At 66.9% G+C, this 13,912-nt stretch carries 14 protein-coding genes; 5 read left to right on the top strand and 9 right to left on the bottom strand.

The window, feature by feature from the left end; all coding sequences use genetic code 11:
• Window positions 1–164: 164 nt before the first annotated feature.
• Window positions 165–1,364, bottom strand: a complete 1,200-nt coding sequence (locus QRO95_RS23210) for an MFS transporter (RefSeq protein ID WP_285303582.1) — start codon at window positions 1,362–1,364, stop codon at window positions 165–167.
• 72 nt (window positions 1,365–1,436) lie between these two features.
• Between QRO95_RS23210 and QRO95_RS23205 the strand changes: the two genes are divergently transcribed.
• Complete coding sequence (locus tag QRO95_RS23205) at window positions 1,437–2,234, top strand: helix-turn-helix domain-containing protein (protein ID WP_164162774.1); 798 nt, start codon at window positions 1,437–1,439, stop codon at window positions 2,232–2,234.
• 59 nt (window positions 2,235–2,293) lie between these two features.
• Here the strand turns inward: QRO95_RS23205 and dnaJ are convergent, their stop codons facing one another.
• From dnaJ to hrcA, 4 genes are all read right to left on the bottom strand, one after another.
• The gene (gene dnaJ / locus QRO95_RS23200) at window positions 2,294–3,418 is read right to left on the bottom strand and encodes a molecular chaperone DnaJ (protein ID WP_032128292.1); all 1,125 of its coding nucleotides are present in this window, start codon (window positions 3,416–3,418) and stop codon (window positions 2,294–2,296) included.
• Between the two features lie 154 nt (window positions 3,419–3,572).
• Window positions 3,573–5,498 carry a molecular chaperone DnaK gene (dnaK, locus tag QRO95_RS23195; protein ID WP_032128291.1) on the bottom strand — a complete coding sequence of 642 codons (1,926 nt, stop codon included), beginning with the start codon at window positions 5,496–5,498 and terminating at the stop codon, window positions 3,573–3,575.
• Window positions 5,499–5,680: 182 nt separating this feature from the next.
• Window positions 5,681–6,196, bottom strand: coding sequence for a nucleotide exchange factor GrpE (grpE, locus tag QRO95_RS23190; RefSeq protein ID WP_032128290.1), 516 nt, complete (start codon window positions 6,194–6,196; stop codon window positions 5,681–5,683).
• Between the two features lie 63 nt (window positions 6,197–6,259).
• On the bottom strand, window positions 6,260–7,324 hold the full coding sequence (gene hrcA, locus QRO95_RS23185; RefSeq protein ID WP_032128289.1) for a heat-inducible transcriptional repressor HrcA: 1,065 nt from the start codon (window positions 7,322–7,324) through the stop codon (window positions 6,260–6,262).
• A 115-nt stretch (window positions 7,325–7,439) separates the two neighbouring features.
• Between hrcA and recN the strand changes: the two genes are divergently transcribed.
• Entirely contained in the window at window positions 7,440–9,101 is a 1,662-nt protein-coding gene (gene recN / locus QRO95_RS23180; RefSeq protein WP_285303581.1) for a DNA repair protein RecN, read from the top strand.
• A 121-nt stretch (window positions 9,102–9,222) separates the two neighbouring features.
• Here the strand turns inward: recN and QRO95_RS23175 are convergent, their stop codons facing one another.
• The gene (locus tag QRO95_RS23175) at window positions 9,223–10,140 is read right to left on the bottom strand and encodes a LysR family transcriptional regulator (protein WP_285303580.1); all 918 of its coding nucleotides are present in this window, start codon (window positions 10,138–10,140) and stop codon (window positions 9,223–9,225) included.
• Window positions 10,141–10,237: 97 nt separating this feature from the next.
• Here QRO95_RS23175 and QRO95_RS23170 point away from each other — a divergent pair, with 97 nt between their 5' ends.
• Window positions 10,238–11,482 (top strand): SGNH/GDSL hydrolase family protein, encoded by a 1,245-nt coding sequence (locus tag QRO95_RS23170; RefSeq protein WP_285303579.1) that lies wholly within the window; start codon window positions 10,238–10,240, stop codon window positions 11,480–11,482.
• 58 nt (window positions 11,483–11,540) lie between these two features.
• Here QRO95_RS23170 and fur read toward each other — a convergent pair whose 3' ends face one another.
• Window positions 11,541–11,948 (bottom strand): ferric iron uptake transcriptional regulator, encoded by a 408-nt coding sequence (gene fur, locus QRO95_RS23165; protein WP_005409235.1) that lies wholly within the window; start codon window positions 11,946–11,948, stop codon window positions 11,541–11,543.
• Between the two features lie 103 nt (window positions 11,949–12,051).
• Here fur and QRO95_RS23160 point away from each other — a divergent pair, with 103 nt between their 5' ends.
• Entirely contained in the window at window positions 12,052–12,444 is a 393-nt protein-coding gene (locus QRO95_RS23160) for an outer membrane protein assembly factor BamE (protein ID WP_010484453.1), read from the top strand.
• Between the two features lie 36 nt (window positions 12,445–12,480).
• On the opposite strand, the gene QRO95_RS23155 is transcribed toward QRO95_RS23160, so the two are convergent.
• Window positions 12,481–12,738, bottom strand: a complete 258-nt coding sequence (locus QRO95_RS23155) for an RnfH family protein (RefSeq protein WP_032128285.1) — start codon at window positions 12,736–12,738, stop codon at window positions 12,481–12,483.
• Between the two features lie 3 nt (window positions 12,739–12,741).
• Window positions 12,742–13,167, bottom strand: a complete 426-nt coding sequence (locus QRO95_RS23150) for a type II toxin-antitoxin system RatA family toxin (RefSeq protein ID WP_285303578.1) — start codon at window positions 13,165–13,167, stop codon at window positions 12,742–12,744.
• Between the two features lie 57 nt (window positions 13,168–13,224).
• On the opposite strand from QRO95_RS23150, the gene smpB reads away from it, so the two are divergent.
• Window positions 13,225–13,728 carry an SsrA-binding protein SmpB gene (gene smpB / locus QRO95_RS23145; protein ID WP_010484447.1) on the top strand — a complete coding sequence of 168 codons (504 nt, stop codon included), beginning with the start codon at window positions 13,225–13,227 and terminating at the stop codon, window positions 13,726–13,728.
• The last annotated feature ends 184 nt before the right edge of the window (window positions 13,729–13,912 follow it).

Below are 13,912 nucleotides of genomic sequence, written 5' to 3'. Positions count from 1 at the left end.
CGCACAGCCGCCAGCGGCTGGGCCGGGCCCCGGAGGGGGACTTGCAGCGTCCCCCTCAACCGGACCCACCCCGCCAACCACGGATAGCCCGCTTCTGCTGTTGACGTTGACGTTGCCTTGGCTTCGGCAGGTGCAGGGCTGCAAGCCCTGCAAACCCCACCCCCTCAGTGAGCAGCAGGCCGCGACGGTGGCAGCCACGCCGCCACGATGCCCAGCAGCGGCAGGAACGCGGTCAACTGGTAGACGTATTCGATGCTGGTCTTGTCCGCCAGCAGGCCCAGCACAGCCGCCCCAAGCCCGCCCATGCCGAAGGCGAAGCCGAAGAACAGGCCGGACACCATGCCGATGCGGTGCGGCATCATCTCCTGCGCGTACACCACGATCGCTGAGAACGCCGAGGACAGCACGAAGCCGATCAGCACCGCCAGCACGGTCGTCCACAGCAGATCGGCATGTGGCAGCATCAGTGCGAACGGGGCCACGCCCAGGATCGAAGTCCAGATGATCGGCTTGCGGCCGATGCGATCACCCAGCGGGCCGCCGAGGAAGCCGCCGGCGGCGGACGCCACCAGGAACGCGAACAGGTGCAGCTGGGCCTGCGCTACCGGAATGCCGAAGTGGTGGATCAGGTAGAAGGTGAAGTAGCTGCCGATGCTGGCCATGTAGAAGTACTTGCTGAAGATCAGCACCAGCAGGATCGCCAGCACCTTGGCCACGGTGTGCGGCGGATGCCGCGGCGCCATCGCAGCCGTGCTGACCGGTCGAGGCGCGCCCAGATGCAGCGCGTACCAGCGCCCGACATAGGTCAGCAATGCGATGCCGATCAGGGCAGCACCGGCAAACCACGATGCGGCGTGCTGGCCATACGGCACGATCACTGCGGCGGCGATCAACGGGCCAAGCGCTGTTCCGAAATTGCCACCCACCTGGAACACCGACTGCGCGAAGCCGTGACGGCCGCCCGAGGCCAGTCGCGCGATGCGCGAGGCTTCCGGATGGAAGATGGCCGAGCCAATACCGACCATCGCCGCCGCCATCAGCACCACCGCGTAGTTCGGTGCGAAGCCGAGCAGCAGCATGCCGCACAGGGTCGAGGCCATGCCGATCGGCAGCGAGTACGGTGCAGGGCGACGGTCGGTGGCCATGCCGATCAACGGCTGGAAGATCGAGGCGGTAAGCTGGTAGGTCAGGGTGATCAGACCGATCTGGGTGAAGCTGAGATTGAAGCCGCCCTTGATCACCGGATAGATGGCCAGGATCAGCGACTGCATCATGTCGTTGACGACATGCGAGGTGGAAATGGCGGCCAGCACGCCGGGGGCCACCGGGCGTGAGGTCGTTGCGGGAGAAGCCAGGGTCGACATGGACACAGTCAGGTTGGGGGCGAGCCACGCATGCTACGGTGGCCTCCTCCTCCCTTCTGCCGCGTTCGGGTCATGGCATATCGCAAAAAGGACACTCCCTGCCCGGTCCGCGAGACTGCGCCGTGGAACGAGGTTCCGGTACACCGCCCGGTGACCTGCCGCGCCCGCCACTACAAACCCGGCACCCACATCGCGCCCCACCGGCATCGCCGTCACCAGCTGGTGTTCGCCATGTCCGGACTGATGGTGGTGCGTGCGGACGGCGGCCGCTGGGTCGTACCCTCGACCCGCGCGATCTGGGTGCCGGCCGGCATGGCCCATGCGGTGGACTGCATCGCTGAGGTGCATATGCGCAGCCTGTACGTGGAACCGGATTTCGCGCCGCAGCTGCCGGACGAGGCGTTCGCGGTACAGGTAGCGCCGCTGCTGCGCGAGCTGCTGCTCGCCGCCAGCCTGATCGAGACCGCGCATGTGGATGACAGCCGCGACGGCCGCGTGGTGCGCCTGCTGCTGGACGAGCTGCACCGCATGGACGTGCTGCCGCTGCACCTGCCCTCGCCCACCGACCCGCGCCTGCAGCGGATCTGCCAGCACATCCAGAAACACCCCGGCGACGACGCCACCCTGCAGGACTGGGCGCAGGCGCTGCAGGTGGACGTGAAAACCATCCAGCGCCATTTCGCCAGCGAACTGGGCATGACCTTCGGGCAGTGGCGGCAGCAGGCGCGGCTGCTGGCCGCCCTGGAGCGACTGGCGGTCGGCGACAAGGTCATCGATGTCGCGCTGGCGATGGGTTACGACAGCCCCAGCGCGTTCACCAGCATGTTCAAGCGGCAGCTGGGGCAGACGCCGGCGGCGTTTTTCCGCTGACCGCAAACGAAAACGCCGGGCATGGCCCGGCGCTGCCGTTCAACGTTTGCGTTGAAAACTCAGGACGTCATCCGGTCCCAGAAGCCCTTCACGCCATCCATGAAGGTGGCCGACTTCGGCGAATGCTTGCGCGCTTCCTCGCCGACGAAGGTGGCTTCGAACTGCTCCAGCAGCTTGCGCTGTTCGTTGGTGAGGTTGACCGGGGTCTCCACCACCACACGGCAGTACAGGTCGCCTTCGCTGCGGCTGCGCACCGAACGCACGCCCTTGCCACGCAGGCGGAACAGCTTGCCGGTCTGGGTCTCGGCCGGAATGCGGATCTCCGCTTCGCCGCCCAGGGTGGCCACGCGCACGGTGTCACCCAGTGCCGCCTGCGAGATGCGGATCGGCACTTCGCAGTGCAGGTCGTCGCCATCGCGCTGGAAGATCGCATGCTCGCGCACGCGCACTTCCACGTACAGGTCGCCCGGCGGCGTACCGGCCGGACCGGCCTCGCCTTCGCCCTGCAGGCGGATGCGGTCGCCGGTATCGACGCCCGCCGGCACCTTCACCGACAGCACCTTGTCTTCCTCGACACGGCCATTGCCGTGGCAGGTCTTGCAGGGCTTGGCGATGATCTGGCCGCGGCCGCCGCAGTTGTGGCAGGCCTGCTGCATGGCGAAGATGCCACGCTGGATGCGCACCTGGCCGCGGCCATGACACACATTGCAGGTCTCGACCTTGCCGTCTTCGGAGCCACTGCCATCGCAGTCGCCGCACTCGGCCAGGGTCGGGATCTCGATCCGGCGCTCGACGCCGCGCACGGCCTCTTCCAGGTCCAGTTCCATCACGTAGCCGATGTCGGCGCCGCGACGGGCCTGGCGCGGACCACCGCCACCACCGCCAAAGATGTTGCCGAAGATATCGCCGAAGATATCGTTCATGTCCGGGCCGCCCGGACCGCCACCGCCCATGCCGTGCTCGAACGCGGCGTGGCCATGGCTGTCGTACATGCGGCGCTTGTTGCCGTCGGACAGCACTTCGTAGGCTTCCTTGCACTCCTTGAAGGAGGCTTCGGCCGCCGCATCACCCGGATTGCGGTCCGGGTGGAATTTCATCGCGCATCGACGGTAGGCCTTCTTCAGCTCTTCGTCGTTGGCGGTGCGGGCAACGCCCAGCACTTCGTAGTAATCGCGCTTGCTCATATCGTGAATCGGGTTCCGGAAAGTCGGGATTCGTCAAAGCGGAAGAGCGGAACCAGGTCCGCTCTTGCGTCGGGCGCCCCGACACACCGGTGGGCGGTCAGGACCCTGATGCGACAACGGGACGCTGATGGCCAGCGTCCCGTGTCGGTCCGGATCAGGACTTCTTGTCGTCCTTGACTTCGGTGAACTCGGCGTCCACCACGTCATCCTGCGGCTTGCCCGCATTGCCGGCGTCGGCACCCGGGGCGGCACCGCCCTGGTCGGCCGAAGCGGCGGCAAACAGCGACTGGCCGGCTTCTTCCAGTGCCTTCGACTTGGCTTCGATCTGTGCCTTGTCGTCACCCTTCATCGCGGTTTCCAGGTCGGCCAGCGCCGCCTCGACCTTGCCGATGACATCGCCGCCGACCTTGCTGCCGTGCTCGGTGATGGCGCTGCGGGTGCCATGGATCAGGGCGTCGGCCTGGTTGCGGGCCTGCACCAGTTCCTGGAACTTCTTGTCTTCTTCGCGGTTGGCTTCCGCGTCGGCAACCATGCGCGCGATCTCTTCCTCGGACAGGCCCGAACCGGCCTTGATCTCGACCTTCTGTTCCTTGTTGGTCTTCTTGTCCTTGGCCGACACGTGCAGGATGCCGTTGGCGTCAATGTCGAAGGACACTTCCACCTGCGGCAGGCCGCGCGGGGCCGGCTCGATGCCGGACAGGTCGAACTTGGCCAGCGACTTGTTGAAGCGGGCCTGTTCGCGCTCACCCTGCAGCACGTGCACGGTCACGGCCGACTGGTTGTCCTCGGCGGTGGAGAACACCTGCGAAGCCTTGGTCGGGATGGTGGTGTTCTTCTCGATGATCTTGGTGAACACGCCGCCCATGGTTTCGATACCCAGCGACAGCGGGGTCACGTCCAGCAGCAGCACGTCCTTGACGTCGCCGCCCAGCACGCCGCCCTGGATCGCAGCACCCAGTGCCACGGCTTCGTCCGGGTTGACGTCCTTGCGCGGTTCCTTGCCGAAGAACTCGGTCACCGCCTGCTGCACCTTCGGCATGCGGGTCTGGCCACCGACCAGGATCACTTCGCTGATGTCGCTCGAACGCAGGCCGGCATCGTTCAGGGCAACGCGGCACGGCTCGATCGACTTCTTGATCAGGTCTTCCACCAGCGCTTCCAGCTTGGCGCGGGTCAGCTTGATGTTCAGGTGCTTCGGACCCGAGGCGTCAGCGGTGACGTACGGCAGGTTCACTTCGGTCTGCTGGGCGCTGGACAGCTCGATCTTGGCGCGCTCGGCGGCGTCCTTCAGGCGCTGCAGGGCCAGCGGATCCTTGCGCAGGTCGATGCCCTGGTCCTTGTTGAACTCTTCAACCAGGTACTCGATGACGCGGTTGTCGAAGTCTTCGCCGCCCAGGAAGGTGTCACCGTTGGTCGCCAGCACTTCGAACTGCTTCTCGCCGTCGACGTTGGCGATCTCGATCACCGAGACGTCGAAGGTGCCGCCGCCCAGGTCGTACACCACGATCTTGCGATCCTTGTTGTCGCCCTTGTCCAGGCCATAGGCCAGCGCGGCCGCGGTCGGCTCGTTGATGATGCGCTTGACGTCAAGGCCGGCGATGCGGCCGGCGTCCTTGGTCGCCTGGCGCTGGCTGTCGTTGAAGTAGGCCGGCACGGTGATGACCGCTTCGGTGACCTTCTCACCGAGGAAGTCCTCGGCGGTCTTCTTCATCTTCTCCAGCACCTTGGCCGAGATTTCCTGCGGGGCCATCTTCTTGCCATCGCTGGTCGACACCCAGGCGTCGCCATTGTCATGGGCCAGGATGCCGTACGGGACGTGGGCGATGTCCTTCTGCACTTCGGCGTCGGTGAACTTGCGGCCGATCAGGCGCTTCACCGCATAGAAGGTGTTCTTCGGGTTGGTCACGGCCTGGCGCTTGGCCGAGGCGCCCACCAGGACTTCGCCGTCCTTGGTGTAGGCGACGATCGACGGGGTGGTGCGATCGCCTTCCGAATTCTCGATGACGCGGGCCTTGCCGCCGTCCATGATCGCCACGCACGAGTTGGTGGTGCCGAGGTCGATACCAATGATCTTGCCCATGGGGGAGACTCCTGAGGATGCTTGTTGGGGTCAGTCCGGCCGTTCGGCCGGTGGATGAATACGATGTGGGGGAGGCTCGTGGAACATTCAAGCCATCTCCCGAACGCTGTGTTCAGCGCCTGGAAAACCTTGCCGGGCATGGCCTGGCACGACCGGGACCGGGCATCGCCCGGCCCGGCCGATCAATCGGCGGCCACCACCACCAGCGCCGGCCGCAGCAGGCGCTCGTTGAGCAGGTAGCCCTTCTGGAACACGGTCACCACGCTGCCCGGGGCGGCGCCCGGGGTCGGCACCTGGCTGATCGCCTGGTGGTGTTCCGGGTTGAACGGCTGGCCGATCGGGTCCAGCAGGACCAGGCCATTGTCGGCGGCGACCTTCAGCAGCTGCTTGTAGGTCAGCTCCAGGCCTTCGCGCAGCGGATGCGGGTCGTCGCCCGCGGCCTTCAGGCCGGCATCCAGGCTGTCGAACACCGGCAGCAGCTCGCCCAGCAGCTTCTCGTTGGCGAACTTGCGGGCCTGCTCGATGTCACGGGCAACGCGCTTGCGCTGGTTCTCGAGGTCGGCGCGCTCACGCAGCGCATCGGCCTTGATCTGCTCGACTTCGGCGCGCAGGCGCTCCACTTCGTCGTTGACGCCGGCGGCGGCGGCCGCATCGGCGGCCGTCTGCTGGGATTCGATATCTGGATGTTCGTGGTTCATGTCTGGGTCCCTGGCGGTCAATCTCCGCCTCCACCCACCCTAGTGTGGGCGGGATGCTGCGTTTCAAGCGTCGGATGTTCCGGGAGTGCGCCCGGCCGGTGAAAAGGCCGCGCCGAGCACATCGGCGGTGGCCTGGACCAGCGGAATCATGCGGTCGTAGGCCATCCGCTTGGGGCCGATCACGCCCAGCACGCCCAGTACCTGGCCATTGGCGGTGTACGGGGCGGTGACCAGCGAGACCCCCTGCAACGGCATCATCCCGGTCTCCTCGCCAATGAAGATGCGCACCCCCGGGGCCTGGATGGTCCGCTCCAGCAGCTGCAGGATCTCGCGCTTGCTGGAGAACAGCTCGAACAGTTCGCGCAGGCGCTCCAGGTCCGACAGGTCCTGCACCCCCATCAGGCGGGTCTGGCCGGCCACCAGCATGTCGTCGGCGGCCGGCTGCAGGGCCTGCTCGGCCAGTTCGATGCTGTGCGCCAGCAGCTGCTCCAGCTCGGAACGGGCATCGCGCAGCTCCAGCAGCAGGCGGGTGCGGATCTCGGCCATCGGCAGGCCAGCGAAATGGGCATTGAGGTAGTTGGCGACCTGCTCCAGCTGGCCTGGCGCGAAGTCCTGACGGGTCTCGATGACCCGGTTCTGCACCTCGTTGTCGGCGAACACCAGGATCGCCAGCACCCGGCGCCCGTCCAGCGCCACGAAATCGATCTGTCGGAAGGCGAACTGCTCGCGCCGTGGCGCGCTGACCACGCCGACGAAGTGACTCATCGCCGACAGCAGCTCCGAGGCGCTGCCGAGCAGGGCCTGGGTGCTGCCGCCGCTGGCCAGCTCCTGACGCAGACGGGCCAGCTCGCCCTCGCCCGGCGGCTGCATCTGCAGCAGGCTGTCGACGAACACCCGGTAGCCATGCGCGGTCGGGATGCGCCCGGCCGAGGTATGCGGCGACGCCAGCAGCCCCAGGTCTTCAAGGTCGCCAAGGATGTTGCGGATGGTGGCCGGGCTGACCTCCAGGCCAGCCACACGCGCCAGCGTCTGCGAGCCGACCGGCTCGCCGTCCTGGATGTAACGCGCGATCAGCGTGCGCAGCAGATGGCGCGCACGCGGGGCAAGCTGGTCGGGAGAACCGTGCATGGAATCAACCTGTGAGACACGGACACTAGATAATGGCGGCGCATCACCTTGGCAAGTCATTGGACCTCCCTCGCCCGCGTGCTAGCGTTGCGCGGCTGCTGATACCCCCTTACCCATGCTCAGACATCTTTCGATCAAGGATTTTGCCGTCGTCCGCGCCACCGAACTGGAGTTCGGGCCAGGCATGACCGTGGTTTCAGGCGAGACCGGCGCCGGCAAGTCGCTGATGGTCGACGCGCTGGGCTTCCTGTCCGGCCTGCGCGCCGACAGTGGCGTGGTCCGCCACGGCGCTGCGCGCGCCGAACTTTCCGCCGAATTCGCGCTGGACCAGCTGCAGGCCGCGCGCCAGTGGCTGGCCGACAACGAGCTGGACGACGAGGAACAGTGCCAGCTGCGCCGCGTGATCCGCGCCGATGGCGGTTCGCGGGCGTGGATCAATGGCCGCCCGGTGACCCTGGCCCAGCTGGGCGACCTGGCCTCGTTGCTGGTGGAGATCCATGGCCAGCACGAACAGCAGGCCCTGCTGACGCGCCCGTCGCAGCTGGCCCTGCTGGACGCTTATGCCGGCAACGAGAACGAGCGCCGCCAGGTGCGCCGCGCCGCCGCGGCCTGGCAGGCTCTGGTCGATGAATCGCTGGCGCTGTCGCAACAGGGCGACGTCAGTGACCGGATCGGCTTCCTGGAGCACCAGCTGCGCGAACTGGACCGCGAAGATCTGGAACCGGAGTCGATCGTCGCACTCGGTGCCAGCCACCGCCGCCAGGCCCACGCCAGCGCCCTGCTGAGCGCCTGCCAGGCGGCCAGCAACCAGCTCAATGGCGACGACGGCAGTTCCGCGCTGGACCTGCTGCAGCAGGTGCGCCACGAGCTGTCGCGCCTGATCGAACACGACCCGCGCCTGGGCGAGGTGGACGGCCTGATCGAGAACGCCTCGATCCAGCTGCACGAAGCCCTGTCGCTGCTGGACCGTGTGCATGACGACCTCGACGCCGACCCGGAACAGTTCGAGGAGAACGAGCGCCGCCTCGGCCGCCTGCACGACCTGGCCCGCAAGCACCGCGTGCCGATGGACGAACTGGGCGCGCAGCGCGAGCGCATGCATGCCGAAGTGGAACAGCTGCGCGGCGCCGACGAACGCCTGCAGCGCCTGGCCGGCGAGATCGACAAGGCCGCCGCCGCCTGGTGCGTACAGGCCGAGGTGCTGACCGCCAGCCGTCGCAGCGCCGCTGCCGAACTGTCGGCCACCACCACCGGCATCATCGCCGAGCTCGGCATGGGCGGCGGCCAGTTCCTGATCGAGCTGGAGCCACAGGACGCCGGCAAGCCCGATCCGCAGGGTGCGGAGCGCGTGGAGTTCCTGGTCGCCGCCAACGCCGGCCAGCCGCCGCGCGCACTGCGCAAGGTGGCCTCGGGCGGTGAACTGTCACGTATCTCGCTGGCCATTGAAGTGGCTGCGCTGGACCTGGATGCGGTGCCGACCATGGTGTTCGACGAGGTCGACTCCGGCATCGGCGGTGCAGTGGCTGACATTGTCGGCCAGAAGCTGCGCGCGCTCGGCGAGAAGCGCCAGGTGCTGTGCGTGACCCACCTGCCGCAGGTCGCCTCCAAGGGCCATGCCCATTACCGGGTCAGCAAGGCCCCGGTGGAAGGCATGACCCAGAGCGCAGTGGAAAAGCTGGACAGCAAGGCGCGCGAGGAAGAACTGGCGCGCATGCTGGGCGGCGTGGAAGTGAGCAAGGAAGCGCGCGCCGCCGCACGCAAGCTGCTGCAGGTCTGAGGCCTGTTCGCGGTTATCCACGCATGGCGTGGATCTACAACGCGCGCGGTAGTGCCGGCCGCTGGCCGGCAACCCAACACAGGTGAACGAAGATCATGAGGTTGCCGGCCAGCGGCCGGCACTACCCCCGTGGCCGCGCCAGATCCACCGTTTCCACCAGGAAATCGAGGAAGGCGCGCACCCGCAGCGGCAGGTAGCCACCCTGCCCCAGGAACACCGCGTGCACCTCTTCCAGGTCACCGGGGTTGGCCTCTTCCAGCACCGGCAGCAGGCGTCCGGCGGCGATGTCCTCCTGCACCTGGTAGGTCGCCAGCCGCGCCATGCCCAACCCGCCCAGCACCAGCTGCCGCAGCGCGTTGCCATTGCTGGCGCGGGCATTGCCACTGGGCAGCACCATCCGCTCGCGTCCGTCCTGCAGCAGCGGCCAGCCCTGCATCGCACGCGCATGGCCGATGTCCAGACGGTTGTGCGACATCAGCTCCTCAGCGTTGCGCGGCAGTCCATGCCGCTGCGCGTAGGCTGGCGCGGCCACGATCATCATCCGCGTCGCACCCAGCCGTCGCGCCACCAGGCTGGAACTCTTCAGCGGGCCGGCCCGCACCGCCACGTCGGTGCGCTGCTCAAGCAGGTCGATCACCTCGTCGTTCAAGGTCAGATCCACCCCCACCTGCGGATTGCGCTCCAGGAATGCCGGCAGCAGCGGCAACAGGAAATGCTGGCCGAACGGCACGTTGGAATTGACCCGAAGGCGTCCGCGCGGCTCGGCATGGGCGCTGGCGCAGCGCTCGGCCTCCTCCAGGTCGGCCAGCACGCGCAGGCCGCGCTCGTAGAACGCGCAGCCTTCCGGGGTCAGCTGCAGCTGGCGGGTGGAGCGCTGCAGCAGGCGCGTACCCAGCCGTTGCTCCAGCCGGGCCACCAGCTTGCTGACTGCCGACGGCGTCATGTCCAGGGTGCGGGCGGCGGCAGAGAAGCCACCGGTCTCGATCACCCGCACGAACACTTCCAGTTCGCCGGCTCGGTTGATGTCGGGTCGCGCCATGGCGATGAATCCAGTTCACAGATGATTATCCATGCGCAGTCTAGTTCACAGATCGACGGAGAATCACCATGGCCCTCCCTCCTCCCGGGATTGCCCGATGAACCGCCTCAGCCAGCTCACCGCGACCGCCTTGATCACCCTCTCCAGCGCAGCCAGTGCCGCCCCGGCCCCGCACTGGGTCGCCAGCTGGCAGGCCAGTCCGCAACCGGTCTGGGGCGCCGATTTCCTGTTCCCGACCCTGGTCCCGGCCACGCTGCAGGACCAGACCTTCCGCCAGACCGCGCGCATCAGCCTGGGCGGGCCTCGGCTGCGGGTGCGGCTGAGCAATGCCTATGGCAGACAGCCGCTGCGGATCGGGGCGGCAAGCGTGGCGGCACAGGCTGGCGCAATGCCGCAGCCGCTCAGCTTCGACGGCCAGCCCGGGGTGCTGATCGGCCCAGGTCAGGAACGGCTGAGCGATCCGCTGCCACTGGCCACGGATGACCGCCAGGCGTTGCAGATCAGTGTCTTTGTGCCGGAACCGACTCCCGTCAAGACGTTCCACTGGGAGGGTCGGCAGACCAGTTGGATTGCGCCCGGCGACCAGAGCCAGACCCAGGCTCTGAGCGGGGCCAGCAGCACCACTGCCCGCCTGTTCCTGGCTGGCATCGAGGTCGAGGCGGCGGCCAGCGCACGCAGCGTGGTGGTGATCGGCGACTCGATCACCGACGGTGCCACCGCCAGCCTCGACCAGGACCAGCGCTGGACCGACCATCTGGCGGCGCGTCTGGCACCGCGGGGCGTTGCCGTGGTCAACGCCGGTATTTCCGGGGGGCGGCTGCTGCGCGATGGCATGGGCGAATCCGCCTTGGCCCGCTTCCGGCGTGACGTGCTGGATCAACCAGGCGTGGTCAGCGTAGTCGTGCTGATCGGCATCAATGACATCAGCTGGCCCGGCACCGCCTTCGCCCGGAACCAGGCCCGGCCCACGCTGGCCGAACTGCAGGCGGGGTATCGCACCCTGGCCGAGCAGGCCCATCGGCGGGGTCTACGCATCCTCGGCGCCACCCTGACACCGTTCGCCGGCGCCCTGCCCGGCACGCCGCTGGACGACTACTACCAGCCGGAGAAGGAGGCACTGCGCCAACAGCTCAATGCCTGGCTGCGCAGCGACAGCCCGTTCGATGCGGTGATCGACCTGGATGCGGCGCTGCGCGACCCGGCCGATCCGTCACGGATGGCCGCCGCCTACGACTCCGGCGACCACCTGCATCCGGGCGATGCGGGTAACCGGGCCATGGCCGAGGCGGTGGATCTGGAGGTGTTGATGGGGCCCCTCACGCATGGCGTGGATCTGCCGTAAGCAACGAAAAACCCCGGGCAGGCCCGGGGTTTCGTCGCATCCAGCTGGCTGGAACGGCTTACTTGCGCTTCTTGCGCACGTACAGCACCAGCGAATGCTCTTCCAGCTCGTAGCCGTGGTCGGCCGCGATCTTGCGCTGCAGCTCCTCGATCTCGTGGCTTTCGAACTCGATGATCTTGCCGCTGTCCACGTCGACCATGTGGTCGTGGTGGCCGCCACGGTCCAGCTCGTAGACGGCCTGGCCGCCTTCGAAATTGTGCTTGAGCACGAGGCCGGCGGCCTCGAACTGGGTCAGCACCCGGTAGACCGTCGCCAGGCCGATCTCGTCGCCATGCTCGAGCAGCTGGCGGTAGATGTCTTCGGCGGTCATGTGGTGCTGGGCATTGCGCTGTTCAAGCAGCGCCAGGATCCGCATCCGTGGATGGGTCACCTTCAGGCCGACTTTTCGCAGGTCGTGGGTTTCCATAGGTCTCCGTTCATTGGCGATTTAGCGCCAGCTGCCTCGGATTGGGTCGCGGTGGCACGCCGGGAGTGTATCATCGGTTTGATTTCCCCAACCGCCAGTCCCGATGCGCAATCTCCTGTTGGTCGCCGCCGTCGCCCTGTCCACCACCGGGTGCGGCATCATCTACAAGCAACCCATCTATCAGGGCAACCTGATCCGGGAAGATGCCGTGGCCAAGCTGCAGGTCGGGCAGAGCAAGCAGCAGGTCACCGCGCTGCTGGGCACCCCGTCCATTCCGGACCCGTTCCACGCCCAGCGCTGGGACTACACCTCCAGCCAGCGCGTGAACCGCCTGGGCCGTACCGAGGTGAAGAACTTCACCGTGTTCTTCGACAATGACAACGTGACCCGCTGGGAAGGCGATTACTTCCCGGGTAACGACAAGGCCCTGGCCCAGCAGACCGTGCGCCAGTTCGGCCGCAATCTGCCGAAGGACAAGAAGAAGAAGGGTCGCTGACGCCCCCTGCCCGTCCTCGCGGACGGGCGACAGGAATCAACCGCCGAGCGCGCGACGCCGGCGGTTATCCTTGGGGTCGGCCTGCAACGGGCGTAGCAGCTCGATGCGGTCGCCATCCAGCAGCACCTGCTGCGGGCGCGCCAGCAGCCCATGCACGGCCGCCGCCGGGCAGTCGGCACTGCCTTCCAGCGCAGCAGCGGCAATGGCCTCGGCCACGGTCGCGCCCTCGTCCAGCTGCAACCGGCGCGAAAGCACCCGCTGCGGCCAGGCCAGCACCACCTCGACCTCGATCATCGCTCAGGCCTCGTCGGCAACGCGGATGAAGTCGTTGACCATGCGGTCGGCCAGGCTCTGGAAGCCCAATGCCAGCGCCGGACCGAGCAGGCGCGAACTGGGCTCGAAGTCCAGGGTCAGGGTGACCTTGCAGGCATCTTCGGCCAGCGCATGGAACTCCCAGCGGCCGTGCAGCTGCTTGAACGGGCCATCGCGCAGCTGCATATCGATGCTGTGCGGGCGCTGCAGGGTGTTTTCAGTCTGGAACCAGGTGCTGAACGAGCCCAGGCCCAGGTCCAGGCGTGCTACCAGCCGGTCCTCGCCCTGCTCCAGGATCTGGGCAGCCGAACACCAGCGGAAACGGCGCGGATAGGCCTGGACATCATTGACCAGGTCGAACATGCGCGCGGCCGAATGTTCGACCAGGGCGCTGCGGAGGATAGTAGGCATGAATACAGGACGTTTCGGCAATCGACCGGGCGGGCCCGAATCGGAGACAATACGGAAATGAGCAAGAACAGCGGCAAGGATAAAGCAAAGAGCGCGACGGCCAACAAAACCATCGCGTTGAACAAGCGTGCCCGCCACGAGTACCACATCGAAGACCGCTTCGAAGCCGGCCTGGCCCTGCAGGGCTGGGAGGTGAAATCGATCCGTGCTGGCCGCGGCAACATCGTCGATGCCTACGCCTACGTGAAGGATGGTGAGATCTTCCTGATCGGCGCGCAGATCACTCCGTTGATCCAGGCCTCGACCCATGTCGTGGCCAACGACCGGCGCGATCGCAAGCTGCTGCTGCACCGGAGCGAGATCGACAAGCTGGTCGGCAAGGTCGAGCGCGATGGCTACACGATCGTGCCCACCGCGATGTACTGGAGCAAGAACAAGATCAAGCTCGAAGTCGCGCTGGCCAAGGGCAAGCAGACCCACGACAAGCGCGATGCCGCCAAGGACCGCGACTGGGCGATCGAGAAGCAGCGCGTGATGCGTCGCGGCAACCGCGACGCGTAAGGCCGTTGCACATGACCATGTAGAGCCGAGCCATGCTCGGCTGCCTTGGCTTTCTGTAGAGCCGAGCCATGCTCGGCTTCGGTAAGAAAAGCAGTCGAGCATGGCTTGTATGTTCCTCCCGGCTCCTAGGCGGTATGTAGGAGCCAGGGTGGAGGGACCGTCAAGCATGCATCTGCGGATACTA

This window comes from Stenotrophomonas maltophilia group sp. Smal13 (assembly GCF_030236855.1).
In the GTDB taxonomy this organism is placed as follows: Bacteria; Pseudomonadota; Gammaproteobacteria; order Xanthomonadales; family Xanthomonadaceae; genus Stenotrophomonas; species Stenotrophomonas maltophilia_A.
Note: the sequence above shows the minus strand (reverse complement) of the source record. Positions and strands in the feature narration are given on the sequence as shown.